Origin of the sequence: Vagococcus elongatus, from assembly GCF_003987645.1 — a bacterium.
In the GTDB taxonomy this organism is placed as follows: domain Bacteria; phylum Bacillota; class Bacilli; order Lactobacillales; family Vagococcaceae; genus Vagococcus_A; species Vagococcus_A elongatus.
This window is the reverse complement of record NZ_NGKA01000016.1, coordinates 32,795-57,740: the sequence shown is the minus strand read 5'-3', so window position 1 is coordinate 57,740 and position 24,946 is coordinate 32,795. Positions and strand designations below refer to the sequence as shown.

Here is a 24,946-nt window from a genome sequence, read left to right as displayed (position 1 = left end):
TAGGTAACCTGGGAGCAGGTCAATGGCGTTATCTCACATCGGCTGAATTAAAAGAAATCAATCAGTCAATTCAACCACAAAAATAATTAGTTCAACGTCAGTTTTATACCGTACAAATGATTTAAAACGAGTAAAATGGGCACCTAAAACATTCCGTTTGAAGAGTTAACGACATTATCGTCATGATAAAGACAGATGATATATAGCTAGGTGAGCTAATTTCATAATTATTAGCCCGTGCTGTATCAACGTTTTAAAAACCATAAAAAAAAGAACCTCCCCATCTGTTACAATTAGGTTGTCGGACAGACAAGTAAACAGAAAAGGAGATTCCTATGTCTATCATACAACAACCCACTTTATTTGACATCCAAATTTTACAAGAACTTGAGATTGAAGACCGATATCAAGAAATTTTCTCCCCATGGATCTTTTACCTTTAGTCACTCTCTTCCAAAAAGAAAAAAACGGTCGGTGCTTCTATTACGGTGAACTATGAAGCGGCTATTCGCGCACTGATGATTCATTTTTTAGAGGAGATTCCTACCATCAAGGCTCTTGTGACGAGAATTAAACAAGATATTCGCTTCAAGCTTAGCTTGGGATTTCTTTATGGAGACAGAGATCCCTCAGAAGCGACTTTTTCCCGTATTCTACAAACATTAAGCGAGAATATTGAGACGCTTGAACGCCAAAATATTCTTCTCTTAAAGGCGATTGATCAAGAGTTTGGTATTTTGGAAGAGCCAGTGGTCATTGATGCTAAGGCTGTCGAACGAATTAATGATTATTTGAAAGAACACATGAAACTAAATAATAGCACTCACTATAAAGCCAACATCGTTCAAACAGAAATGTTACTCATACAACTGACCTATAATTTAAAAACATACGCTGCACAACGATTGAATCAAAGAAACTTCTAAAAGAAATAGTCGCATAATTTCAAAAAACAAATCCTTTGAAATTGGTCGAGTGTTTGCTTTTATAAAAAGTGAATTATGAAATTAGCTCAGTTATTACGCCATATTGTATTTCAATTGAGAAATAAATTTGAGTATAATTTTTCGTTTAGTTTTGTGAATTGAAAGTATGAGATAATGAAGGCAAAATAGAAGAAAAATAGGAGGGAATTTCATTGACATTTAATTTATCAATAGACGAATTGGCGAACATGATTGATCATACACTTTTGAAAGCCGATGCAACAAAAGAAGGATTTAAGCAGTTATGTCATGAGGCAGATAATTATGGTTTTAAGATAGTGGCTATAAATTCTTCACCGGTCAAATTGTGTGCAAAATTATTAAAAGATAGTTCTGTACATGTTGGGGCAGCCATAGGTTTTCCATTGGGACAAACGACGATTGAAACGAAGGTTTTTGAAGTTGAAGATGCAGCAGCAAATGGAGCAGATGAAATTGACTATGTGATTAACATTGGTGAGTTAAAGGATGGAAATACTGATTATATAAGGGAGGAAATGGAAGCGATTGTCTCAGCTAGTAAAAAACATGGGATGTTAAGTAAAGTAATTTTAGAAAATTGTTATTTGACTGATGATGAAAAAAGAAAAGTATGCGAAATTGCTAGAGAAGTTTTACCGGATTTCGTGAAAACATCTACCGGTTTTGGAACAGGCGGCGCAACAATTGTGGATGTAGCATTGATGAAGGAGGTTGTTGGTGACAAAGTAAAAGTGAAAGCAGCCGGTGGTATCCGTGATTTTGAGACAGCTGAAAAGATGATTGAAGCTGGTGCAGAACGAATAGGTACAAGTTCCGGCATCAAAATTATCGAAGAATATAAGTCGGTGCTAAAAAAGAAGTAATAGCAGTTGAGTTTGGCTGATTAATTTTTCCCAAAATAATCGGAAATCAAACGAATTTAGAAAAATTTTAAAGTTAATCAGTAATTTAGAGCATTACAGGTCAGGTATTTAAATTCCAGAAACACAAGGGGATGTTCGGATTAGTTTCTTATCTGATAAAACAACCTTTGCTTTATCCTCTGTCCAAAAGTATACTTAGTTTGCCTTTAAGCTGCTCTATCTGCTATCCTTAAAATAAAAAAGAGGGATTTTAAAATGATTAAACAAAAAATAGACATGATGACTATTATTTCTTATGTTTTAAGTTTAACCGCATTAATCATTTTTATTTTAAATTGGCAAGAACTGTCGCGAAACCACATGCGTATCATTGTATTATTAGAATTTATTTCGATTATAATTTCTTTTCTTCAAATAAAAAACCGTAAAAACACTAAACTAAACATTTTAAACATCATTATCGCTTTTTCACCTTGGATAATGATGCTCCTGTTTTTGATAGCCTTACTCATTTTCAAACCGCCTTTAGCTCCCTAGAATCCTTTGCATATAAGGGTTCTTTTTCTATTAATAAGCAATTACTCCTGCTCCGCCATTTGAACTGGCAATGAACTCTTGACCCTCCAATCTGCTCATGGACCATTTTTAATATGTGGATGTGCGTCTCGTTCAGCATCTATACCGGTTATTTTAGTATTGTTTATTTTTTTTGAAAGTTTATTGTGGGCCATTCGTACAATTCTTTATCATTTTTAAATGTTTTTGATATTCCTCTTTACTGATTTTATTTAGTTCAGGAATCAATTGTGCCTGAGTGTTAGTTTTTGTCATGCCTATTGGAGAGGAATTCATGAGATTCGTGAATGTCTTTTTTCTCTTATTTTAACTAAATAGCTGCTTTTAAATTAAAAGACTGCAGGATTTATAAAATTATGGATTTCTTTTTTACATCCCTTTTGTCGCAAGCAAAAGGTTGGACAAACGAAGGTGAGATGAGTAAAGTTATATCTAGACAACAAGTTTTAGAAAGAGGGAGTAAATACATGTATGATGTAATCGTAATTGGAGCAGGTCCCGGCGGCATGACTGCGGCACTGTATGCTTCACGTGCTGATTTAAAAGTTTTGGTTTTGGAAAGAGGTATTTATGGCGGTCAAATGCAAAACACTGCTGAAGTTGAAAATTTTCCCGGTGCTGGTTTGATTACTGGGCCTGAGCTTTCCGAAAAGATGTACCAAGATTCAACAAATTTTGGAGCAGAACATGGGTACGGCTATGTGACAAATGTAGAGGACCATGGGGATTATAAGACAGTTATTACCGAAGATACTAGTTATGATACAAAAGTAGTGATCATTGCTACAGGTGCAGAGCATCGCAAGTTAGACATTCCTGGAGAAGAAGAGTATGCCGGCCGAGGCGTTTCTTATTGTGCCGTATGTGACGGAGCTTTCTTCAGAAATCAGCCGCTGGTAGTGGTAGGTGGAGGAGATTCTGCCGTAGAGGAAGGAATTTATTTATCACAATTAGCTGAATCTGTTACGATTATCCATAGACGTGACGAATTGAGATGTCAGAAAGTGGTGGCTGGTCGAGCATTCAATAATGAAAAAATTAATTTCTTATGGAATAAAGTAGTAGAAGAAATTGAAGGCGACGATCAAAAGGTTCGCACGCTTAAATTGAAAGACACCAAAACAGGTGAGATCTCTACGCTGGAAACAGGCGGTGTTTTCATCTATATCGGTGTGATTCCGATCACTGAAGCTTTTTCTTCTCTCGATATTTTAGACGGGGAAGGGTGGGTCGTGACTAATGAAAAAATGGAAACGTCCGTCCCGGGAATTTATGCCGTCGGAGATGTCCGACAGACAGTGTTGCGTCAGATCACCACAGCTGTTGGAGATGGAAGTATTGCTGGACTGGAAGCTTACAAGTATATCGAATCATTAAAAGATTAATAGGATGATAAAGATTGCGGGAAGGCAGAAACTGTCCTCGCAATCTTTTTCTATCGCGACTTTTAGTGTAAAATGGAGATAGAGAAAGAAAATTACAGGGGAAGAATGGAAAGGAGAAACAGCATGAGAAGTTGCGGTATTGTAGCAGAGTATAATCCTTTCCATAATGGTCACCGCTATCAGATTAGTAAAGCGAAGCAGCTGAGTCAGGCAGAGGTGATGGTCGCAGTAATGAGCGGGAATTTTCTGCAACGGGGAGAGCCGGCAATCATCGATAAGTGGGTGCGGGCTGAATTAGCTTTACACCATGGCATTGACTTGGTGATTGAATTACCCTTTGCTTACGCTGTTCAGTCTGCGGACTACTTTTCAAAAGGCAGTATTAAACTACTACAAAATTTAGGGACAGAAGCTTTATCTTTTGGGACGGATTATTCTGGCGAGATAGATTATCAGGAGTTTGCAAAATTTCAGCTTGAAAATCAGAGAGAAATCGATGACGCGTTTAAAAAAATCCAGAATAACGGCATGAGCTATCCGCAACAGATGACAGAAGTTTATCGCCGTCTATATCCTGAAATGACTTTGGATTTTAACTCGCCCAATCATATTTTAGGCATGGGCTATGCGAAAGAGAACATTTTGCATGCTCGGCCAATGGAATTATTCCCGATTCCCCGCAAGGAAAGTGAACATCATCAGACAGAAATCACACAGGGGAATTTTGCCAGTGGAACGAGTATCCGGCAACACGTGAAAGAAAAAAAATGGCGTGAAATAAAGTCGGTGCTCCCGGAAGAAACTTTCAGACAGTTAAAGGAGCACCAGACGATTGATTGGGAATTATTTTGGCCGTTGTTAAAATATCAGCTGACGGTACAGTCAACAACACAACTTAGGCATATTTACCAGATGACTCAAGGGATTGAAAACCGCTTAAAAAAGTATGTCAACGAAGCAGATAGTTTTAAAGATTTTATTGAAAAAGTCAAAACAAAACGTTTTACATGGACACGTCTCCAGCGTCTGTGCTTATACGTTCTTTTACAAGTGACACAAGAGGAGGTCACAAATGTCTGGAACAATAGTTATCTTCGCATTCTTGCTTTCAACGAAAAAGGGCAAAAATATCTGAACGTACGGAAAAACAAGCTGACGTTGCCTGTCATCACGAATGTAAACAGTCAAAATGAATCGCTGTTGTCACTGGATATCCGGGCGGGACAATTATTTCAGCTGGTGAAAGCGGAGAAAAAAGAGCAAGATTATTATACAAAACCAATCATGATATAAAATAAAGGAGTGATAAATATGGGGTTTGTTTCATATGATAATTTAGAAGAAATTTTGGAGGAAATCGACCATCAGCCGATAGCATTTTTATATATTGTGACCACAGGCTGCAGTGTGTGCCATGGGCTGCAACCTCAAGTGGAAGCCATATTTGAAAAGTTTCCCGAGGTTCACGGCATGGTTGTCGATAGTCTGGAAGTCCCCGAAGTGGCTAGGGAGTTTCAAGCATTGACAGCGCCTGTCCTGCTTTTATTTGTAGAAGGAAAAGAATACTTGAGAAAAGCCCGAATGATTAACACGAAGGATTTCGAAGAAGATGTGAAAAAAATCGTCCATGGATACATTGAATCGCAAGCATAGATAAAATTATTAAACAAAGAGCCTTTGGTGAACTGTTTTAAGACAACGGTTTGCCAAAGGTTTTTTACGCTTTTTGATACCGGTAACAGCAGGCTAAGTGTTGAAAATAAAAATCAGCTTATGTATGCTTGAAAGTGTCAACAAACGTCAGTAAGTGAATAAAAGGGGAGATTAATTTGGAAAAGTCGGCAGTCTATCATCGACCAGAAAGTGAATATGCTTACCTTTATCAACAGGACAGTGTCCATCTTCGATTGAGAACTAAAAAAGAAGATGTACAAGAAGTGGCTTTGCTTCATGGTGATCCCTACCTTGTTATGGAAGATAAGTGGTATCAGTCGCCTATAAAAATGAAAAAAATATTTACAACCGATATTTTTGATTATTGGTTTGTTGAGGTTTCAGCAGCTCACAGACGATTAAGCTATGGTTTTCATCTGATTGGCAAAGATGGTGAAAATGTCTTTTACGGAGATCGTGGAATAAAAAGTTTTTCCCTCGACACTTTAGAAGTAAACGAAAATTATTTTCGTCTGCCCTATTTCCATGAATCGGACCGAGTGAAAACGCCAGAGTGGGTGAAACAAACCGTCTGGTATCAAATTTTTCCAGAAAGATTTGATAATGGCGATCCGTCTAATGATCCAACAGGCACGTTGCCTTGGGGAAGTAAAGAACATCCCGACCGGACCGATTTTTTTGGAGGGGATTTGCAAGGTGTGCTGAATCATTTAGATTACTTGGTGGATTTAGGCATCAACGGCATTTATTTTTGTCCTATCTTTAAAGCGTACTCCAACCATAAATACGATACGATTGATTATTTTGAAGTGGACCCTCATTTTGGCGACAAAGCACTTTTTAAAAAATTGGTGGAGGAAGCTCACAAACGGGGTATCAGAATCATGCTGGATGCTGTTTTTAATCATATGGGCTATTTTTCTGAACAATGGCAAGATGTGTTAGAAAAACAAGAACAATCGGCATTTGTAGATTGGTTTCATATTCGTCAATTTCCAGTAGCACCTGTAGATAAGGACCGAATGGAAGAGGCTGAAAAGCTAAATTATGACACATTTTCATTTACACCTAGCATGCCTAAATTAAACACAGCTAATCTAGAGGTTCAGGAATATTTGTTGAAAATTGCAGCGTATTGGATTGAAGAATTTGATATAGATGCTTGGCGTTTAGATGTAGCTAACGAGGTAGATCATCAATTTTGGAAAAAGTTCTATCAAGTTGTAACTGGTATTAAAGAAGATTTTTATATCTTAGGTGAAATTTGGCACTCCTCTCAGAATTGGCTGAATGGTGATGAATTTCATGGGGTGATGAATTATGCCTATACAGAAACAATCTTAAATTTTTTTGTTAAAAATAATATTACCGTCTCGATGTTGTCGGATGGTCTCATTGACCAGCTGATGCTTTATCGTCAACAGACGAATGAAGTCATGTTCAATGTGTTAGATTCCCATGATACGGCAAGGCTGCTGACCGTGGCCAAAGAAGATAAAGATGTGGCAAAGATGACGCTGGCCTTTACATTTTTACAACACGGGTCTCCTTGTCTCTACTACGGAACAGAAATCGGTATGACCGGAGAAAATGATCCGGACTGTCGGAAATGTATGATATGGGACAAAGAAAAGCAAGAGTTGGATTTATTGTACTTTGTAAAAAAATTAATAACCTTGCGCAAATACTTTCATCCTGTTTTATCCTACGGAGAACTTATTTTTGAGGAGCTGGATGATGAAAATAAGTGTCTTCATTTTAGTCGTAAAACAGACGAGGAACAGCTGAACGCATGGTTCAATAAAGGGGAAGAAATCCAAACTGCCGAGTTATTTAATCAAGAAGTATTGATGTCTTTAAATACAGAAATTGTGGAAGGTAAAGCACAAATAGCTCAAAATGGCTTTATCATCACTAAAGTTTCCCAATAAAAATTCTGTTATCGGTAACAATGATAAATCGCTTGCAAATTATCTCCACAGGAACAATAATGTGGTTAGTGAATCAAATAACACAAAAATTTTAGGGGGCTTAACAATGAAAAAAAGTTGGAAAAGAGTAGGATTAGGTTTATTGACTGCCGGTATTGCTTTGTCACTTGTAGCATGTGGCGGGGGCAATGATAAGAAAGAAAGCAAAGGTGACGAAGTAACGGTAGACATTTTCCAATTTAAAGTAGAGTTTAACGAACAGTTTAAAGCAGTTGCCAAACAGTATGAAGAATTGAATCCAGGAATAAAAATCAATATTTCAACCGTCGGCGGCGGAGATGACTATGGTGCAGCACTAAAAACTAAATTTGCTTCCGGTGAAGAGCCAGATATTTTCAATATCGGCGGTCCAGAAGATTTGACAACTTGGGAAAAATCATTAGCAGACGTCAGCGACACTCAAGCGGCTGAAAATGCACTTGAAGGAACCACTAATGCGGTAACAAGAGATGATAAAATCTTAGGACTTCCTTACAATATGGAAGGTTACGGCTTGCTTTACAATAAAAAAGTATTTGAAGATGCTGGAATTAAAGTAGAAGATATCGTGACTCAGGAAGATTTGAGAAAAGCAACTGAGACAATAGACAGCAAAAAGGAAGAATTAGGTTTGGAAGCTGTTTTTGCTCTACCAGCGAAAGAAACTTGGATTACCGGTCTTCATGCTTCCAACACATTTATTGCACCAGAATTTGACAATGACGTTAACAAAACTTATGAATCAAAAGCATTAGATTTTACTTATAACAAAGAATTTAAAGAATACATTGACTTGATGCAGGAGTATTCAGTTCAACCAACCAATAGCTTAGATTACTCTAAACAAATGGAAGAATTATTCTCAAATGGATTGATTGCTATGACACAACAAGGAAACTGGGTTTATGGCACAATTGAAGAAATCGATCCAGAATTTGCTGAAAACAATGTAGGTATTTTGCCAATTCCGGTTGATGGTGTGGCAGAAAATAAAATTCCAGTTGGCGTACCAAACTACTGGGCTGTAAACAATAATTCAGACGATAAAGATCAGCAAGCAGCTAAAGACTTCTTAGACTGGTTATACACTTCAGAAGAAGGTAAAAAAGTAGTGCTTGAAGAATTCAAATTTATTCCAGCATACTCTGGCTTTGACACTGAAAAAATCGTTGACCCATTGTCAAAACAGGTTTATGAGTACTCAAATGCCGGCGATGCAACTGGCTGGGTGTTCATGGGTTATCCAACTGACTGGGGTATGAACGTTTTAGGCGCAGGCATCCAAAAATATGTCAGCGGTGAAGGCTCTTGGGAAGAATTGATGGATGACGTTAAAACATCTTGGGAAGATTCTAGAAAATAATTGTTTCACTAGGGATAGAGCTCTAAAGCGAGTCTCTATCCTTTTACATTGAGGAGGTTAAAAAAATGAGTGCAAAAAAAAGCTGGTTTTACGCTTTCACTGCTCCGGTAGTTGTTGCCCTATTCTGTGTGGTCATCCTTCCACTTCTTTACGGATTGTATTTCTCTTTCACTGATTGGGACGGCGTGACTGTTAACGCATTTGTAGGGATTCAAAATTATTTCGATGTATTTAAAGATGAGGGGTTTCGCTCGGCCCTCTGGTTTACGACTAAATTTTCAGTTGTTGCTATTATTTTGATTAATGTGATCGGCTTGGGTTTGGCATTGCTTGTCACACAAAAATTTAAAGGAAGCAACTTTTTAAGGACAATCTTTTTCATGCCAAACTTGATTGGCGGATTGATTCTTGGGTTTATTTGGCAGTTCGTATTTACTAAAGCTTTTGCCAGTATCGGTTCTGCCCTTGGCATAGAATCGTTACAGATATGGCTGTCCACCACACAAACAGGCTTTTGGGCATTAGTCATCGTCATGTGCTGGCAAATGTCGGGGTATATCATGATTATTTATATTTCTTATTTACAAAGTGTCGATGAATCATTGTTGGAAGCTGCCAGCCTAGACGGCGCTACCAGCTGGCAAAAATTTTGGCGGGTAAAATTTCCGATGATTATGCCAGGATTTACTGTAAGTTTGTTTATGACGCTATCCAATTGTTTCAAACTTTACGATCAAAACTTATCTTTGACTGCTGGAGGACCATATAATTCGACACAAATGGTTGCAATGAATATTTTTAACACAGCATTTGCGCAAAATAAAATGGGATATGCTCAAGCGAAAGCTATTATTTTCTTTGTGATTATTGCGGTGATTTCGTTGACTCAAGTTTATTTGACTAAGAAGAGGGAGATTGAAGTATGATGACTAAAAAGAAAAAATGGGTTTTTGGGATTTTCGGTTTAGTTTTAGTATTGGCTTGGCTATTCCCTTTCTATCTAATGATCGTCAATTCTTTAAAACCTAAGAGAGAAATTTTTACGAATACTTTGGGACTGCCCAAAGATGGAACATTTGATAACTACATACAAGCATTTCAAGATTTAGATTTTGTTAAGACACTATTTAATTCTTTAATCATTACCGTTGGCAGTGTGGTTTTTATCATTTTCTTTTCTGCCTTGGCTGCCTATGCCTTGCAACGGGTTAAAACAAAATTAAGCGGGGCCGTCTTCATGATGTTCGTTGCGGCTATGTTGATTCCTTTTCAATCGGTGATGATTCCATTGGTCAGTATTTTCGGGAAAATCGATCAGCTGAACCGCGGAGGCTTGATTTTCATGTACATCGGTTTTGGTGCCAGTATGTCGATTTTTCTTTACCACGGGGCAATGAAAGCTATCCCTGTTGCGCTGGATGAAGCAGCAGTGATTGACGGGGCAACACGCTGGCAAATTTTCAGGCATGTGATCTTCCCAATCCTCAAACCAACGACTGTAACAGTCGCATTGCTGAATACCATGTGGATTTGGAATGACTATTTGCTTCCTTCTCTGGTTATCAATAAAGAGGGGAAACAAACGATTCCCTTAAAGATGTTTTTCTTCTTCGGAGAATATACAAAGCAGTGGCATTTAGCCTTAGCAGGTTTGGTCATAGCCATTGTTCCTGTTATCATTTTCTATTTCTTCATGCAGAAACAAATCATTGCTGGTGTCGCTGACGGCGCAGTGAAATAAAGGGAAAGTAGGGAGGAGAACATGTATAAACGATTATTTGATATCCATCCGTGGAAACTGACCACTACTTGCTTTGATAAGGAAAACAAACGGCTCCAAGAGAGTTTGACTTCTATTGGCAACAGCTACATGGGTATGCGGGGGAATTTTGAAGAAACTTATTCTGGTGATACACATCAGGGAACCTATATCGCCGGAGTCTGGTTTCCAGATAAAACGAGAGTCGGCTGGTGGAAAAATGGTTATCCGGAATACTTTGGCAAAGTAATCAATGCCGCTAATTTTATCGGGATGACGATCAAAATCAATGATGAAATCGTTGATTTAAATAAAATCAAGTATCGAGATTTTTATTTAGAATTAGACATGAAAACCGGGATTTTGTCCCGACGTTACGTGGTGGAGCAAGGAGAAAACGAAATAGCATTAAACTTTAAACGTTTTGTCAGTATTGCCACCCCTGAATTAGCAGTTGTTCGTCTAACGATGGAAGTGTTATCCGGGTCAGCAGAGGTGACAGTGACTTCCTATCTGGATGGTAACGTGACAAACGAAGACAGTAACTATGAAGAACAGTTCTGGCTAGAAAAGGCTGTAAAAGCTGATGAAGACGGCAGTTATTTGACAATGGAGACGAAAGAAAATCCTTTCGGGACTCCTAGATTTAGTGTGACGTCCTTAATGAAAAATCAGTTCACAGTTTCCAGTAAAAGTTCTGGAGAAAATACTTCAATGACTAGTGAGAAAAACCAGTCAGTGAAATATGCAGGTGAAACTGTTCAAGCCAACGTGGCTTCAGGAGATATTTTTTCAGTTGAAAAAAGAGTGGCAGTAATCAATACTCGTAATGTTCCAGAAGAGCAACATGTGGAAAAAGCGAAAGAAGTTTTAACGGACTTAGAAAAATATATTTTTGAAGAATTAGAAGAACAACATCGCGCGGCATGGGAAAAGCGTTGGGACAAGGCAGACGTGGTCATTGAAGGAGACGATGAAGCCCAGCAGGGAATCCGTTTCAATATATTCCAGTTGTTTTCTACCTATTACGGAGAAGATGCTCGTTTGAATGTTGGTCCTAAAGGCTTTACCGGAGAAAAATATGGTGGGGCCACTTACTGGGATACAGAAGCCTACATTGTTCCGATGTACTTGTCTGTGGCAGAGCCAAAAGTAACAGAACAATTACTTAAATACCGCCACCAGCAGCTTCCCGGAGCCAAGCATAATGCCAAGCAGCAAGGGCTAAAAGGTGCTCTCTATCCAATGGTGACCTTTAACGGTATCGAATGTCATAATGAGTGGGAAATCACCTTTGAGGAAATCCATCGTAATGCTGCCATCGCCCACGCCATTTTCAATTATTCTACCTATACCGGTGATGAAAGTTATTTATTAAATGAAGGCATTGAGGTTCTTGTTGAAATTTCACGTTTCTGGGAAGACCGTGTTCATTATTCTAAACGGAATGATAAATACATGATTCATGGCGTGACAGGACCTAATGAGTATGAAAATAATGTCAACAACAACTGGTACACAAATAGAATGGCCGCTTGGGTATTACGCTATACTTTAGACACCCTAGCCAAAATTTCTGATAAAAAACGTGAAGAACTTCAAATCAGTGAACAAGAAATGGAAAAATGGCTGGATATTATTAATAAAATGTATTATCCTTATGACGAAGATTTGGATATTTTCGTTCAACACGACACGTTCTTAGACAAAGATTTAACACCTGTGGCACAGCTGGACAAAAAACATTTGCCGTTAAATCAAAACTGGTCTTGGGACCGGGTCTTACGTTCGCCATATATCAAACAAGCAGATACGCTGCAAGCCATGTATTTCTTAAATCATCAGTTCTCAAAAGAAGAAAAGAAACGTCATTTTGACTTTTATGAGCCTTTGACAGTCCATGAATCCTCTTTATCTCCTTGCGTTCACAGTATTCTAGCTGCTGAACTTGGGATGGAAGAGAAAGCTGTGGAATTCTATGCCCGCACGGCTCGTCTCGACTTGGATAATTACAACAATGATACAGAAGACGGCTTGCATATTACATCGATGAGCGGTAGCTGGTTAGCGATAGTTCATGGTTTTGCAGGTATGCGGACATTGACAGGTAAATTGTCATTTGCGCCATTTATTCCAAATAACTGGCAAAACTATCGTTTCAAAATCAATTATCGTGGACGTCTTTTGGAATTGTCTGTCAGTCACGAAGATGTAGAAATAGAACTGCTGGCTGGGGACAGCTTGCCGCTTGAGATATTTGATGAAAAAATGGTGTTGGACGGTCATCTTCGAGTAAAATTATCTAGGAATGAGGGAGAAAATTAGTGATAAAAGGCTTTCTGTTTGATTTAGATGGAGTAATTACAGATAGTGCAGAGTACCACTACCGAGCTTGGAAAAAATTGGCAGAAAAAATCGATATCAAAATCGATCGAGAGTTCAACGAACAGCTGAAAGGCGTTGATCGGATGAACTCACTGGAGCGCATACTAAAGTATGGCAACAAGGAAAACGATTTTACCGAGCAGGAAAAAGCAGCACTTGCTGTGGAGAAAAATGATGACTACTTGACACTGATTCAGTTGATTACTCCAGAAGATATTCTTCCAGGAATAATGGAGCTGATGAATAAAATCAAAGAACATGACTTAAAAATGGGTCTGACTTCAGCCAGCAAAAACGCACCGTTTATTTTGGAAAAATTAGGGATTTCTGAGATGTTTGACATCGTGGTTGATCCTGCAACTCTAAGCAAAAGCAAACCGGATCCCGAAATATTTTTAAAAGGGGCACAACTTCTAGGGTTGGAACCTTCCCAGTGTATCGGGGTAGAGGATGCTGAAGCGGGAATTGAAAGTATCAGAAAAGCGGGCATGTTTTCTGTCGGGGTTGGAGATGAAGTCTCCATGAGAGATGCTGATTATCGCGTAGAGACAACGGCACAGCTGGATTTTGATAAGATTATGGCTGCAGCCGGAAAATAATTGTGTTTTAAAAATAAATGAACCCACTATAAAACCTGATGAAAAACCCACTGTTAACAGTGGGATTCTCATCAGGTTTATTGTTTATGCGAAAGCATGATTTTTAGTCAGTCAGTGTTTTTATGTATTCAGGATAGTCTGGTATCCAACTGATGGCTTCCCACTGACCGGTAGGGTTATTCCGTGCATTTTTTTGTTTTTGTCCAGTTGTAGACCGGCCTTCTTTGATATATTTTTCTAGACGGATCATCAACTCATCGACCACTTCTGGATACTCTTCGATAACATTATTTTTTTCTTCTATATCTTCATCGATTTTAAATAACTCAAAAGGACCAAAAGATTGTTCAGCATTTCTGCCCAGACTTCCTCCGCCATTTTTTACTAAATTTAATTTCCATTCATGGGTTCTAAGTGCCAGACCGCCGTTAGCACAGCTCACGACGATATCTTCTCTTATTTCTTGTCTGTCGCCTTTCAATAAAGGAAGAAGAGACACTGAATCTTCTGCTGTTTCATCCTCATATACCACACCAAACATTTCTGCAAATGTCGCAAAAATATCTGAATGAGAGACTAGCTGATGGGAAAAACTATTGGCTTTGACGTGACCGGGGTATGAAATAATCGTAGGTTCGGTATGTCCGCCTTCCCAAATATCCATTTTTTTCCCGCGATAGATGCCGCTGGGGTTATGTCCCTGAGCTAAAAGACTCGGGAAATCAGCGACGCCAGAAGCCCCATTATCACTAGTAAAAATAAAGATTGTATGTTCATCAAGATTTTTTTCTTTTAATGTTTGGCTGATCTCGCCTACATAATGATCAAGTTGAAGAACGAAATCACCGTAAGGTCCCAGCCCGGATTTTCCTTGAAATTCTTCTTCTGGCACAATAGGCCCATGAACAAGGTGGCAAGGATAATACAAGAAGAAAGGCTCTTCTTTTTCAGCTTGCTGCTCGATGATTTCTATGACTTTCTGCTGCATAACTTTAGGACATTCTTGATGTTTGTAATTATCTGCGATGACTCCCAACTGCCATTTTTGCTGCTGAGATGCCCCCATTCTGTCCAGAGGGGCGGTGCCAGTGACTTTTGTTGGAATTTCTGTTACAGTATCATTCTCTATATAGACAAAAGGTGGTTGGTCCAAAGAAGCAGGCGTGCCAAAGAAATAATCAAACCCGTATTGATTTGGCCCATACTTTATTTTTTTGGTGAAGTCTATATCAATCCCTTCAATCAGATGTGTAGGGTAGTCGTTGTCAAAATTACCTAAACGACCATATTGTTTATCTGGCACAACTTCTGCTTCAGGATAATCTGCCGGGTCGATGCCGTAAGCCTGATAGTCGATGTGCTTCTTGTAGTGCCAGTCCATGCCTAAATGCCATTTCCCGACTGCGGCCGTGTGATAGCCTTGAGATTTGAACAGCTGAGGCAAGGTCGTCCGATTTTTTTCAATCAACGTTTCAGAATCCCCATGCAATACGACTGATTTCAATCTTGAACGCCAGTTGTATCTTCCAGTCAACAGGCTATATCTTGAGGGTGTGCAAAGGCTACTGGTAGCATGAGAATTTCCAAAACGCATGCCGCTTTCGGCTAATCGATCAAGATGAGAAGTTTTTATTTTACCTTCAGTGTTAAAACAAGAAACATCGCCGACCCCTAAATCATCCACCAGCATGAGGATGACGTTTGGTTTATTTTTTATCAATTAAAGTCGTCCTTTCTTTTGATTTATTTATTCTTCCTTATTTATTGTAACACGATAAAGTTGAAGCGGTGTGCTGGATAGGTTAAAATATTTTATTAAGTGTCAATCTTTTAAATTTTTAAGAAGTTGGAATATAATAGGAGCTGACAGAAGAATTAATTGAAAAGTTAATGAAAACTTAATAAAGTTAATGAAAACTTTCAACTAATGTTGGACTTAGGACTGATTTTTTTTGTGATAAAAGTGTGTTAACCTTAGAATGCAAATCAAATGTTAATGAGAAACAGGAGGAAATCTAATGAACCATTCAGTGGTGAGTGTTAGAAACTTAAAAAAAGTTTACGGTAAAAAAGGTGAAAAACAATATGAAGCGTTGAAAAACATTTCATTTGAAGTTGAAGAAGGTGAATTTGTCGGTATTATGGGTCCCTCAGGCTCTGGGAAGACCACGTTGTTGAATATGCTATCTGCGCTGGATTCACCTACACAAGGAGAAGTGACGATTGCTGGTAATAATATTACCGGATTAAATGAGCAGCAGCTGTCTGACTTTCGTGCGACAAATATCGGATTTATTTTTCAGGATTTTAATTTGCTGGAAAATTTAACGATGAGTCAAAATATTGGACTGCCTTTGTCTTTACAAGGCGTATCATCAAGAAAAATTGACAAAAAAATTAAGACTATTGCAGAAATACTTGATATCACACAAATTTTATCTAACTATCCGACAGAAGTTTCTGGCGGACAAAAACAGCGGGTAGCGGCAGCCCGGGCATTAGTTCACCAGCCCCAACTGCTTTTAGGTGATGAACCGACAGGAGCATTAGACTCGAAAAATGCTAAAAATTTATTGGAAGCTTTGCGCGGATTAAACCGGGATTATCAAACCACTATCTTGATGGTGACCCATGACCCGATGAGTGCAAGTTATTGTAAAAGAATCTTGTTTATCCAAGATGGGATGATTTTCAAAGAATTGCGCAGAGAGGGCAGTCAGCAAGAATTTTATCAAAACATTTTGGCTAACTTGTCCCATGTGGATTTTTCGGAAAGCCAGGTGTAACTTATGACTTGGAAATTAGCTTTGATCAATGTAAAAAAACGTTGGCAGGATTATTTGGTTTTGATGATGGGGCTGATAATATCTGTATCCATTTTTTATATGTTTCAAACATTGTCTTTAAACGTTAAGTTTCTCGAAGAAGTGATTCCAACCATTTCCATGGTCGCCTTTATTTTTCAACTGGGAGCTGTGTTGCTTGGAATCATAACGGTTGTGTATATATTTTATGCAAACTCTTTTTTATTGTCCATGCGCAAAAAAGAATATGGTATGTACATGATGCTTGGAGCCAAGAAGAAAAAAATCAAACAGATGATGACGATTGAAACGTTATTTATCGGCTTTTTATCAATGGTGGTAGGGATCATGTTGGGAGTCGTTTTTTCAACCATCATGAGCCAAGTGCTTTTGAATCAGCTGCGAGTATCTTCTAATCAATATAATGCTTTCTCTTTCAGTGCAGTCGTTGTCACATTTATTTTCTTTTTGATTTTGTTTGTATTGACAGCAATCACTAATGCTTCAAAATTTTCAAAAACCAAATTGCTGGATTTGCTCCATGAAGACCAGCAGTCAGAAAAACACCGCCCGAATAAACTAAAAACCATCAGTCTGACGATTGTGTCTGTCATTCTGATAATGATTGGCTATTTTTCTTTATGGCATGTGAAGGAGTTAGCTCTAGCAGGGCTAGTCATTGCTTTATTTACCATTACTTTCGGGACATTTTTATTTTTTGCTGCGTTGCTTCCGGCAGTTATCAGTGCTTTTAAGAATAATGAAAAATTCAGCAGAAAAGGTATAAGGATTTTCACGTTATCTCAACTGAGTTTTAAATCTAGTTCTTTAAGCAAGGTTTTAGGAATGGTTACCATGTTGCTGGCACTTTCTTTAGGGGCTATCACTGTGGGAGATGCTTTTAACAACTATAAAGAAGCCCTTATCAAACAGGCACCGTATGACGCCGTTATTTTCAATCCAGACGAAGCGGTGTCCAAGGAAATGGCGAAGCTAGAAGGAAAAGAGGAAAGGTTATACCATATAAAGCAGAACAACGAAGAATTTTACTTTCTGTACGATGAGCTTAGAGAACAACCAATCACAATGAACAATCAAACAGGCTTTACTTTGAAAGCAAAACCATTCACTGAGTTTAATGAAGGGGATAGCTTTTCTACTAACAACGGGACAGAGTTTTCAATCATGAGTGCCTTTGGGCAGATAATGAATCCTTATACTTCTTATTTAAATGCCCCAGTTTATCATGTGGTTTCTCAAAGTGAATTTGATCAGGCACAAGGGGAATCTGGCGTTATCCATGTGTTGATGGTGGATGACTTTGAAGGACAATTAGATATTTTTGAAAGAATTGATACATTAGAAATGGCTAGATTTGACCTTGAGGATGCTGAGACTTCCAACAGCAAGTTTGCTTTGTACTCGATGATTAGTATGATGGTCAGCGGCTTTATGTTTATGGGAGCCTTTCTTGGGATAGCTTTCTTAGCAATGCTTGCCAGTTCGTTAATGTTTAAAATATTATCCGGAGCTTATCAGGACATCGGGCGCTACGACATGCTGAGAAAGATCGGTGTCGGAAAGAAAAAATTATTAGCTTCGATTTATAAAGAAATTTTAGTCGTTTTTGCGGTGCCGGGAATTTTAGGGACGATTCATGTGCTGTTCGGCTTGAAGATGTTTGAGCTGCTGATGCCAGAACCGTACAGCCACATCTGGCTGCCATTTGTCATTTTCGCAGCCATCTACCTTCTTTACTATTTTATTACGGTGAAATTGTATCAAAATATTGTTTTAAAAAGTGAAAAAAATCAATAGGATTTGATAATAAAAGTATCGTTTATTTTAGAAGTTGGTGTTATAATACGAAGTGAAAAAACACTTGCTTGACAGACTCTGACAGTGAAAGAAGGGAATAGCTGACAAAAAACTGTTGAATTTATACCTTGCCAAACAAATGTCAAAAAAATAGTAAATTTTATTGAAGGAGTTAAAAAAGTGGGCAAGAATCATCTGGAAAAAGTACGAGTCAATGGCGACGTTTTGGAACAACACTCTGTTTACCAAATCAAAAAGAATTGGCAGGATTTTTCAAAGTGGACACCTTCTGGAGAAGTAATCAAGGTCAGCGAGTATGAGACGATGACTGATGAAATCAGGGATAATAATGCTAAACTGCTTGAGTCTTTCGGAGAGTATTTAGAAGCTAAGGAAAAGTTAAGTCAAAGGGTAATCAAAAGGCATCAGGAAAATGCCAGCTTGTTTATTGATGACTATTTACTGTATTATGGCATCAAGACATTAACAACGGATGCACTAGAGGTTGGGGCATTTATTTCTGACTGGTATGTTGAAAAGTTTTTACAAGTAAATTTATTAAATGTCAGCCAGTTAGGAACATCCATGAAAAAGTTTTTTAAATTTCTGGAAGAAGCAAATGAAATACCATCTTCAGACGCTGAGGGCATAAGACTGATGATAAAAAATGCCGTCAAACAAGGACAGCTGAGACTTGAAAATTCTTAAAAAAGTTCGTGCTGCTCCTTTTAAACTAAAAATAATAAAGTAAAAAATAGAAGCTGACCCGTAATTTGGGACAGCTTCTATTTCATTATCAAGAATAAACGGAAATCCGTTCATTTTTATAGTTGCCGCTTTCTATAATATCTAGCATGGCTGAGGCATAGTCTTGGTAGCTAAGATAGCTTTTACCATTCTCGTCGTAGGAGATGACTTCCCCGCCGATTTTATATTGACCCGTTTTTGGACCGTTAAAATCAAAATGAGCTGCCGGGCTGACGTAAGTCCAAGTGGTCCCAGTTGAATTTTCCAGTTCTTTGAGGGATTTTGCCATATTTTCTGCTGTTAAGTGAAAAGACTTGGGGAATCCTTCTTGCTCAAAAAGCATAGTAGTTTTTGAATCATCTGTATACAGACTGCCAGCACCACCCACGACATAAAGTCTCACCGGTGTTTGTTTTAAAATCTTGGTAATGTGCCTCAAAGAAGATTGATGAAGCTGAGGCATGTTTGGCGGAGCATTGAAAGCATTGACTACCACATCTAAAGGTTCGATTTCTTCAGTGGTCAAGTCATAGAGCTCTTTTTCGATATAAGGGACCTCTTGAGTAAGTTTATCCTTATTTCTCACACAAGCGAGCACTTCGTGACCACGATTCAGAGCTTCTTGTAAAATTAAATTTCCTTGTTTTCCTGTTGCACCAATAATTCCTATTTTCATACATACCGTCCTTTCTGATTATAAATCTTCCCATAATTCTATCGTAATCTTTTAAAGTCAAATGGTCAATGTTTAGCTACACTTATTTGCTGTATTTCGTATGGATATGCAAATTAAGAAATGATGAAAAAAAGGTAAGGTGTTATATTATTGCTAATGTTAGTATCTTGGTACTTTTGCTTATTTTTTCATCCTAAACTGGCGAACGGAGGCAACCGTTCGCTTATTTTTTTGATACTGGCTTATTTTGCTTAAAAATTTAAAATTTTTAGTGGAAGGAAGCATGGATTTAAGGTTTTCTGATTGTGTTTGGCTCTTTTTTTTCGTATCATAGAGTATATAGGTATTGGAATCGCGATTCAGCGAGGATAGAGGTGATGCAAATGTCCAAGGAACAAGATGGCAAGCAGATTAGTTCTTTCATTCGTATTTTTTCTAATTATCTAAACACCATTGAAAAGAAAATGTCCAATCAGCAATTGAGTTTCAATGAGATAAAAGTGATGCTGGAGTTAAATGAATCTGATCAATTAACAGCCAGAGACATTGAAGTTCGACTAGACTTGGATAAAAGTTATACCAGCCGCATCTTGAAAAATCTTGGGGAACTAGATTTGATCGAAAAAACTCAGTCCGGCGAAGACAAACGTCTCTATTTTTTATTGCTCACAGAAAACGGCAAAAAATTGGCAAAAGAACTACACGACCAATATTTAGAGATTTTAGAGGGAGATTTGGATTTGCTGAAAAGTAACGGCAAAGATAGATTGATCGAATCAATGAAAATTTTGGAAGATCATTACCAGCGAGAAATTGAAGAAGATTAAAGTATAAACCCATGACTATCATCTCTGTATTGGATGATAGTTGTTTTTAAATTTGTGCTTCAAAAAAAGAGCCTATGAAATTTATTTTAAAGAAAATTTTGTCAAATGAGGGAAAAAAATGAGTGCTTACATTGAACCAGTAAAAATTGCGATCATCAGCTTTCCGTTTGTTGCGTTGCTGCTGTCACTACCGATATTAGTTTATCATTATCATAAATATGGTATTTTTCTTAAATGGTTTGCTGTTGTCATTTACAGTTTTATTTTATATTTGCTGGCAGCTTATTTTTTAGTGATTTTACCTTTACCAGATATCAAGCAAGTGGCCCAGTCAACGTTGCCGACTTATAATATCCAACCATTTGCTTTTGTCAGGGAATTCATTGCTCATACGGTTTGGCGGCCATTTGATTTAAGCACTTATTTTTCAGCTTTAAAACAGCCAGTGGTTATCCAGCCTTTGTTTAATGTCTTTTTAACGCTTCCTTTTGGTGTTTACTTACGCTACGGATTTAAAAGGAATTTAAAGCAAACGGTAATTTTATCTTTCTTACTTTCCTTATTTTTCGAATTGACACAATTAAGCGGACTTTATGGGATTTATCCTCGACCTTACCGGTTGTTTGACGTAGATGATTTATTTTTAAATACACTAGGGGGAGTTATCGGTTATTGGCTGACACCATTCTTCAGACTCTTCTTCCCGAGTGATTCTAAGATAGAGATGACGCTCAAAGATAAGTCAAAGCATCAAGTGACTTATTTGCGCCGCTTGGTGGCCTTTATTGTAGATTGGGTGCTGATGAGTTGGATACTTGATTTGGCCCACTCACTTTTTGGTTTTTTCTTTTCTAACAATCTCATGACAGTATTATTTGTGATTGTTTATTATTATTTTGTGCCATTGACACTCTTTAAAGGTCAAACCATCGGGAAGAAAATCGTTAACCTTAAAATCATCTCCGAGGATGGTCAGGAGATTTCCAAAACAGCGTTATTAAAGCGCCAATCTTTATTTGGTGTTAATTGTTTCCTTCTTTTTTATCTATTGCCACGGATTTTAAGTGCGACTGGAACAGTTCCTGACGAACAGTTGGACACCTATTATTATTTGGCACTGCTTTTTATGAGTTATGCCTTGCTGTTTACTGTTCATATTATTGTGAATATGCTTTTTAAGAAAAAACAGCTTATTTATGAAAAAGTCTCTCACACTTATCAAATCAGCACTAAATGAGTTAATTAAAATACCCCGTCCTTTGTTTTAAAGGTCGGGGCAATTTATTATAATGGTATAGAATCATGCACCAGTTATCAATTTATCCTAGAGGTCAATGAGGTTTGCCTTCAAAGCAGTATGAACTTACTGAACTTTACAGTCAATGGTTGAGGATAAAAAGACGTCTCGAAACCCATCTAAGTCTTCTGTATGGAGCTGAGGGATGTCTTGTAATTTGTAATCACGATTGAGATAGGAATATTTCTTTTCGCCAAACTGATGAAAAGGTAACAGTTCGACCGATGTAATTCCCATGTCATTAAATAATTTTGCAAAACCTTTAGCATCTTCTAAGCTATCATTGTAAAAAGGGATGATAGGGACACGCACGACAACGTTTGGGTGTTCAGAAAGGGCGGCCTTCAGATTGTCTAAGATTAATTCATTAGGCACACCTGTACCGTCACGATGCCTTTTCGAATCATAATGTTTCACATCAAAGAAAATCAAGTCAAGATGTTTGATAAATTCTTGAAATATTTCTTTTTTGGCAAATCCTGTTGTTTCACAAGCAGTATGGATGCCTTTTTTTTGCAATTCTTTTAAAAGTTCAATTGCAAACTCGGCTTGATAAAGGACTTCTCCGCCTGATAAAGTAACACCGCCACCTGACTCCTCGTAAAAAGGTTCGTCTTTCATTACTTCAGCGACGATTTCATCAACTGTTTTAAACTCGCCGACGACCGTATTTTTTTTCTTTTGATTGTCCCACATTTCTTCAGGTGTTCTCAGTTGTGATTCTGGATTTGAACACCAGTAGCATCTTAAAGGGCATCCTTTAAAAAAAATCACTGTACGAATTCCGGGTCCATCATGGATACTGAATTTTTGAATATTAAAAATACATGCTTTTTTAGTCATTGTCGTTAACCCCCTCAAAAATAATTATAGCATATTTTGTTTCAAACGCAATATAAAAACTTACGAAAGAAACCATCCTGTAGATTGAGTTGCTATGAAAATTATGATAAAATATTGAGTGTAAGGAGGTTATCATGTCAAGAGAAGAAGAAATCATTTCATTAGTGAGCAAAGAAAAAAAGATAGAAGTGAATCAATTAGCAGAACTCTTAAAAGTTTCGAAAGTAACGATTAGGAAAGATTTAGATAAATTAGAAGCCCGTGGTATCCTTCATCGTGAGCATGGCTATGCGTTGTTGAATAATGAAGCGGATATCAATTACCGTCTAGCAAAAAATTATGATTTGAAATCAAAAATCGCAAGAAAAGCTGCTGAAAGCATTTCTGATGGGGAAGTTGTAATGATCGAGTCAGGGTCTACCTGTGCACTTTTGGCAGAAGAATTGGCTTTCAATAAAGCGGACGTGACGATTATCACTAACTCCAGTTTTATAGCATCTTATATCCGCAAATCTGAGAGTGTTAAAATCATTCTTTTAGGCGGGGAACATCAAAAAGATTCCCAAGTCAATGTGGGACCGTTGATCAAAAAAGTTATTGAAAATTTCCATGTAAATAAATTATTTGTGGGTGTGGACGGGTTTGATTTGAAGCGGGGGTTTACTGGAAGCGATATTACCAGATGTGATACAGCAAGAGTCATGGCGGAACATGCGGATAATACCATTTTGTTGACTGACTCCAGCAAATTTCATAAAAAAGGAGTCATTACTGAGTTTGAATTTGATGAAGTTGCCCAAGTCTATACGGATAAGGCTATCCCAGCAACTGCCAAAAAATTTCTTGAGGAAAAAAATATTAGTGTGATTACAGTGTAAGGCTGTTTTTAACTTTAAGAAGATTGTGCGTAGGAAATCAATAGAACAGATTTTATGTTTATATAAAAGGACAGGATTTCATTAGAGACGTTAAGTCAAGTGATTCCTGTCCTTTTAGACTTTAGAACATCTTTTTCTGATAGATGGTAAAATTATAGTGAAGAAAAAATTGGAGGATAATCATGTTTGATGAAAAAAGGAAACAACTGGCAAAAGTGTCCTATCTTTACTTTATCGAAGAAAAAACACAAGCAGAGATTGCAAAGATATTAGGGATTTATCGAACGACAGTGAGTAGAATGATTTCTCAGGCGAAAAAAGAAGGCATTGTGCAAATTAAAATAGTTGATTATGGGGAAGATTTATTTTTGCTGGAGTCTTACATAAAAAATAAATATGGTTTAAAGCAAGTTGAATTAGTCCCATCTGAACTATCTGATTCTAATGAGGAAAAAGAAGAAAAACTAGCGTTGGCGGCCGGCGAGTTTATGAAAAAAAACATCAAAGCGGACGATATTGTTGGGATGTCTTGGGGAGCTACTCTGTGGCGGGCGATTGATAAAATCAATGGGAAATTTGATAAAAATGCTACTATTGTCCCCATCGTTGGCGGTCCTAGTCACATCAATGCCAACTTCCATGTAAACACGCTGGTCTATGAGTTGTCTAGAAGATTTGAAGGGGAAAGTTTATTTATCAATGCTACTGTGGTTCAAGAGACGAAACTGCTGAAAGAGGGGATTGTGGGTTCTAAATATTTTAGTGAATTAAAAGATAAATGGAGAGAATTAGATGTAGCATTTGTTGGTATAGGCGGGCAGTTAAGCTATAAAAAAAGTCAGTGGCGGGATTTGTTGACTTCTAAAGATTTTGAAGATTTAAAGTTGAGAGAGGCAGTAGGGGATTGTTGTTGCCGTTTTTTCGACAAAGATGGAAAAATTTTAAGAGGGGACCTGGATGATCGAACCATTGGGCTACCTTTGGAGGAATTGGCAAATGTTCCCTTATCTGTTGGTATTGCAAGAGGTAAAGTCAAGGCAAGGGCGATTGCTTCGGTACTAAAAGGAAAGTATGTTAATTGTCTCATTTCAGATCAAGAGACGATGTTAGAGTTGTTAAGGCTGGAAAAAGATACTGGTTATGCTGAATTGCTTAATCAGCAGTCCAGTTGACTGTGAAAACTCTGAGTTAAAAAAAGTATATTTAATTATTTTCATATACCATTCCAAATTCCCAGTTGAAAAACTTGGAATTTGAGTGGTTTATTTATTTTTAAAACAGCACAAATGTGCTTTTTTTTTGGAATCGTTTTTTTAAAATAGCTTAATAACCTTGATAAATAAGCATTGATAACGTTATTATTTTTTTAAGCTCAAAAACATATTGTGGAAATTCATAAAAGTTGAGAAGATTAATTCAGAAATAATCAACTAAATACGACTGATTCCAATAAAAAGTTGGAATGTATGGATAACTAATGAGCGGGAGTCTATTTTGACTATTAGTTGGTAGAA

22 protein-coding genes are annotated in these 24,946 nt (G+C 37.5%); 19 read left to right on the top strand and 3 right to left on the bottom strand.

Going from position 1 to position 24,946, the window contains the following annotated elements; translation table 11 throughout:
- Window positions 1–482 precede the first annotated feature (482 nt).
- From CBF29_RS10345 to pgmB, 12 genes are all read left to right on the top strand, one after another.
- Entirely contained in the window at window positions 483–926 is a 444-nt protein-coding gene (locus tag CBF29_RS10345) for a transposase (RefSeq protein ID WP_126809651.1), read from the top strand.
- 248 nt (window positions 927–1,174) lie between these two features.
- Window positions 1,175–1,831 carry a deoxyribose-phosphate aldolase gene (deoC, locus tag CBF29_RS10340; RefSeq protein ID WP_245987351.1) on the top strand — a complete coding sequence of 219 codons (657 nt, stop codon included), beginning with the start codon at window positions 1,175–1,177 and terminating at the stop codon, window positions 1,829–1,831.
- A 255-nt stretch (window positions 1,832–2,086) separates the two neighbouring features.
- A complete protein-coding gene (locus CBF29_RS10335; RefSeq protein ID WP_126809649.1) occupies window positions 2,087–2,368 on the top strand; it encodes a hypothetical protein in 282 nt (93 codons plus the stop codon).
- Between the two features lie 506 nt (window positions 2,369–2,874).
- Complete coding sequence (trxB, locus tag CBF29_RS10330) at window positions 2,875–3,792, top strand: thioredoxin-disulfide reductase (RefSeq protein WP_126809648.1); 918 nt, start codon at window positions 2,875–2,877, stop codon at window positions 3,790–3,792.
- A gap of 123 nt (window positions 3,793–3,915) precedes the next feature.
- Window positions 3,916–5,085, top strand: a complete 1,170-nt coding sequence (locus CBF29_RS10325) for a nucleotidyltransferase (RefSeq protein ID WP_126809647.1) — start codon at window positions 3,916–3,918, stop codon at window positions 5,083–5,085.
- 18 nt (window positions 5,086–5,103) lie between these two features.
- Window positions 5,104–5,445: a thioredoxin family protein gene (locus CBF29_RS10320; protein ID WP_126809646.1), complete on the top strand. Its 342-nt coding sequence runs from the start codon at window positions 5,104–5,106 to the stop codon at window positions 5,443–5,445.
- Window positions 5,446–5,621: 176 nt separating this feature from the next.
- The gene (locus CBF29_RS10315; protein WP_126809645.1) at window positions 5,622–7,397 is read left to right on the top strand and encodes a glycoside hydrolase family 13 protein; all 1,776 of its coding nucleotides are present in this window, start codon (window positions 5,622–5,624) and stop codon (window positions 7,395–7,397) included.
- A gap of 106 nt (window positions 7,398–7,503) precedes the next feature.
- Entirely contained in the window at window positions 7,504–8,799 is a 1,296-nt protein-coding gene (locus tag CBF29_RS10310; protein ID WP_126809644.1) for an ABC transporter substrate-binding protein, read from the top strand.
- 65 nt (window positions 8,800–8,864) lie between these two features.
- Window positions 8,865–9,725, top strand: a complete 861-nt coding sequence (locus CBF29_RS10305; RefSeq protein WP_126809643.1) for a carbohydrate ABC transporter permease — start codon at window positions 8,865–8,867, stop codon at window positions 9,723–9,725.
- Window positions 9,725–10,540 (top strand): carbohydrate ABC transporter permease, encoded by an 816-nt coding sequence (locus tag CBF29_RS10300; RefSeq protein WP_126809642.1) that lies wholly within the window; start codon window positions 9,725–9,727, stop codon window positions 10,538–10,540. Before CBF29_RS10305 ends, CBF29_RS10300 begins: the two co-directional genes overlap by 1 nt.
- Window positions 10,541–10,561: 21 nt before the next feature.
- Window positions 10,562–12,883: a glycoside hydrolase family 65 protein gene (locus tag CBF29_RS10295; protein WP_126809641.1), complete on the top strand. Its 2,322-nt coding sequence runs from the start codon at window positions 10,562–10,564 to the stop codon at window positions 12,881–12,883.
- Window positions 12,883–13,542: a beta-phosphoglucomutase gene (gene pgmB, locus CBF29_RS10290; RefSeq protein WP_211334277.1), complete on the top strand. Its 660-nt coding sequence runs from the start codon at window positions 12,883–12,885 to the stop codon at window positions 13,540–13,542. Before CBF29_RS10295 ends, pgmB begins: the two co-directional genes overlap by 1 nt.
- A gap of 103 nt (window positions 13,543–13,645) precedes the next feature.
- Here the strand turns inward: pgmB and CBF29_RS10285 are convergent, their stop codons facing one another.
- Complete coding sequence (locus CBF29_RS10285; RefSeq protein WP_126809640.1) at window positions 13,646–15,262, bottom strand: sulfatase family protein; 1,617 nt, start codon at window positions 15,260–15,262, stop codon at window positions 13,646–13,648.
- Window positions 15,263–15,560: 298 nt separating this feature from the next.
- On the opposite strand from CBF29_RS10285, the gene CBF29_RS10280 reads away from it, so the two are divergent.
- The 3 genes from CBF29_RS10280 to CBF29_RS10270 all read left to right on the top strand — a co-directional run bounded on the left by CBF29_RS10280 (window position 15,561) and on the right by CBF29_RS10270 (window position 18,872).
- Window positions 15,561–16,328, top strand: a complete 768-nt coding sequence (locus CBF29_RS10280) for an ABC transporter ATP-binding protein (protein ID WP_126809639.1) — start codon at window positions 15,561–15,563, stop codon at window positions 16,326–16,328.
- 3 nt (window positions 16,329–16,331) lie between these two features.
- Window positions 16,332–18,164 carry an FtsX-like permease family protein gene (locus CBF29_RS10275; protein ID WP_126809638.1) on the top strand — a complete coding sequence of 611 codons (1,833 nt, stop codon included), beginning with the start codon at window positions 16,332–16,334 and terminating at the stop codon, window positions 18,162–18,164.
- Window positions 18,165–18,344: 180 nt separating this feature from the next.
- Entirely contained in the window at window positions 18,345–18,872 is a 528-nt protein-coding gene (locus tag CBF29_RS10270) for a hypothetical protein (protein ID WP_126809637.1), read from the top strand.
- A gap of 88 nt (window positions 18,873–18,960) precedes the next feature.
- Here CBF29_RS10270 and CBF29_RS10265 read toward each other — a convergent pair whose 3' ends face one another.
- A complete protein-coding gene (locus tag CBF29_RS10265; RefSeq protein ID WP_126809636.1) occupies window positions 18,961–19,587 on the bottom strand; it encodes an NAD(P)-dependent oxidoreductase in 627 nt (208 codons plus the stop codon).
- 383 nt (window positions 19,588–19,970) lie between these two features.
- Between CBF29_RS10265 and CBF29_RS10260 the strand changes: the two genes are divergently transcribed.
- On the top strand, window positions 19,971–20,414 hold the full coding sequence (locus CBF29_RS10260; protein WP_170170046.1) for a MarR family winged helix-turn-helix transcriptional regulator: 444 nt from the start codon (window positions 19,971–19,973) through the stop codon (window positions 20,412–20,414).
- Between the two features lie 118 nt (window positions 20,415–20,532).
- A complete protein-coding gene (locus CBF29_RS10255; RefSeq protein WP_126809634.1) occupies window positions 20,533–21,651 on the top strand; it encodes a VanZ family protein in 1,119 nt (372 codons plus the stop codon).
- A 126-nt stretch (window positions 21,652–21,777) separates the two neighbouring features.
- On the opposite strand, the gene CBF29_RS10250 is transcribed toward CBF29_RS10255, so the two are convergent.
- Window positions 21,778–22,554 carry a glycyl-radical enzyme activating protein gene (locus tag CBF29_RS10250; RefSeq protein ID WP_126809633.1) on the bottom strand — a complete coding sequence of 259 codons (777 nt, stop codon included), beginning with the start codon at window positions 22,552–22,554 and terminating at the stop codon, window positions 21,778–21,780.
- A 134-nt stretch (window positions 22,555–22,688) separates the two neighbouring features.
- On the opposite strand from CBF29_RS10250, the gene CBF29_RS10245 reads away from it, so the two are divergent.
- Both CBF29_RS10245 and CBF29_RS10240 read left to right on the top strand, forming a co-directional pair.
- On the top strand, window positions 22,689–23,432 hold the full coding sequence (locus CBF29_RS10245) for a DeoR/GlpR family DNA-binding transcription regulator (protein WP_126809632.1): 744 nt from the start codon (window positions 22,689–22,691) through the stop codon (window positions 23,430–23,432).
- A 182-nt stretch (window positions 23,433–23,614) separates the two neighbouring features.
- Window positions 23,615–24,604 (top strand): sugar-binding transcriptional regulator, encoded by a 990-nt coding sequence (locus CBF29_RS10240; protein ID WP_126809631.1) that lies wholly within the window; start codon window positions 23,615–23,617, stop codon window positions 24,602–24,604.
- Window positions 24,605–24,946 lie beyond the last annotated feature (342 nt).

Bases quoted from the DNA above. Each gene is read 5' to 3' on its own strand.
- CBF29_RS10255 (WP_126809634.1), top strand. From the start codon at position 20,533: ATGAGTGCTTACATTGAACCAGTAAAAATTGCGATCATCAGCTTTCCG.
- CBF29_RS10245 (WP_126809632.1), top strand. From the start codon at position 22,689: ATGTCAAGAGAAGAAGAAATCATTTCATTAGTGAGCAAAGAAAAAAAG.
- CBF29_RS10300 (WP_126809642.1), top strand. From the start codon at position 9,725: ATGACTAAAAAGAAAAAATGGGTTTTTGGGATTTTCGGTTTAGTTTTA.
- CBF29_RS10260 (WP_170170046.1), top strand. From the start codon at position 19,971: ATGTCCAAGGAACAAGATGGCAAGCAGATTAGTTCTTTCATTCGTATT.
- CBF29_RS10310 (WP_126809644.1), top strand. From the start codon at position 7,504: ATGAAAAAAAGTTGGAAAAGAGTAGGATTAGGTTTATTGACTGCCGGT.
- CBF29_RS10280 (WP_126809639.1), top strand. From the start codon at position 15,561: ATGAACCATTCAGTGGTGAGTGTTAGAAACTTAAAAAAAGTTTACGGT.
- deoC (WP_245987351.1), top strand. From the start codon at position 1,175: ATGATTGATCATACACTTTTGAAAGCCGATGCAACAAAAGAAGGATTT.
- CBF29_RS10265 (WP_126809636.1), bottom strand. From the start codon at position 19,587: ATGAAAATAGGAATTATTGGTGCAACAGGAAAACAAGGAAATTTAATT.
- CBF29_RS10335 (WP_126809649.1), top strand. From the start codon at position 2,087: ATGATTAAACAAAAAATAGACATGATGACTATTATTTCTTATGTTTTA.
- CBF29_RS10320 (WP_126809646.1), top strand. From the start codon at position 5,104: ATGGGGTTTGTTTCATATGATAATTTAGAAGAAATTTTGGAGGAAATC.
- CBF29_RS10325 (WP_126809647.1), top strand. From the start codon at position 3,916: ATGAGAAGTTGCGGTATTGTAGCAGAGTATAATCCTTTCCATAATGGT.
- CBF29_RS10250 (WP_126809633.1), bottom strand. From the start codon at position 22,554: ATGACTAAAAAAGCATGTATTTTTAATATTCAAAAATTCAGTATCCAT.
- CBF29_RS10275 (WP_126809638.1), top strand. From the start codon at position 16,332: ATGACTTGGAAATTAGCTTTGATCAATGTAAAAAAACGTTGGCAGGAT.
- CBF29_RS10305 (WP_126809643.1), top strand. From the start codon at position 8,865: ATGAGTGCAAAAAAAAGCTGGTTTTACGCTTTCACTGCTCCGGTAGTT.
- CBF29_RS10295 (WP_126809641.1), top strand. From the start codon at position 10,562: ATGTATAAACGATTATTTGATATCCATCCGTGGAAACTGACCACTACT.
- trxB (WP_126809648.1), top strand. From the start codon at position 2,875: ATGTATGATGTAATCGTAATTGGAGCAGGTCCCGGCGGCATGACTGCG.
- CBF29_RS10240 (WP_126809631.1), top strand. From the start codon at position 23,615: ATGTTTGATGAAAAAAGGAAACAACTGGCAAAAGTGTCCTATCTTTAC.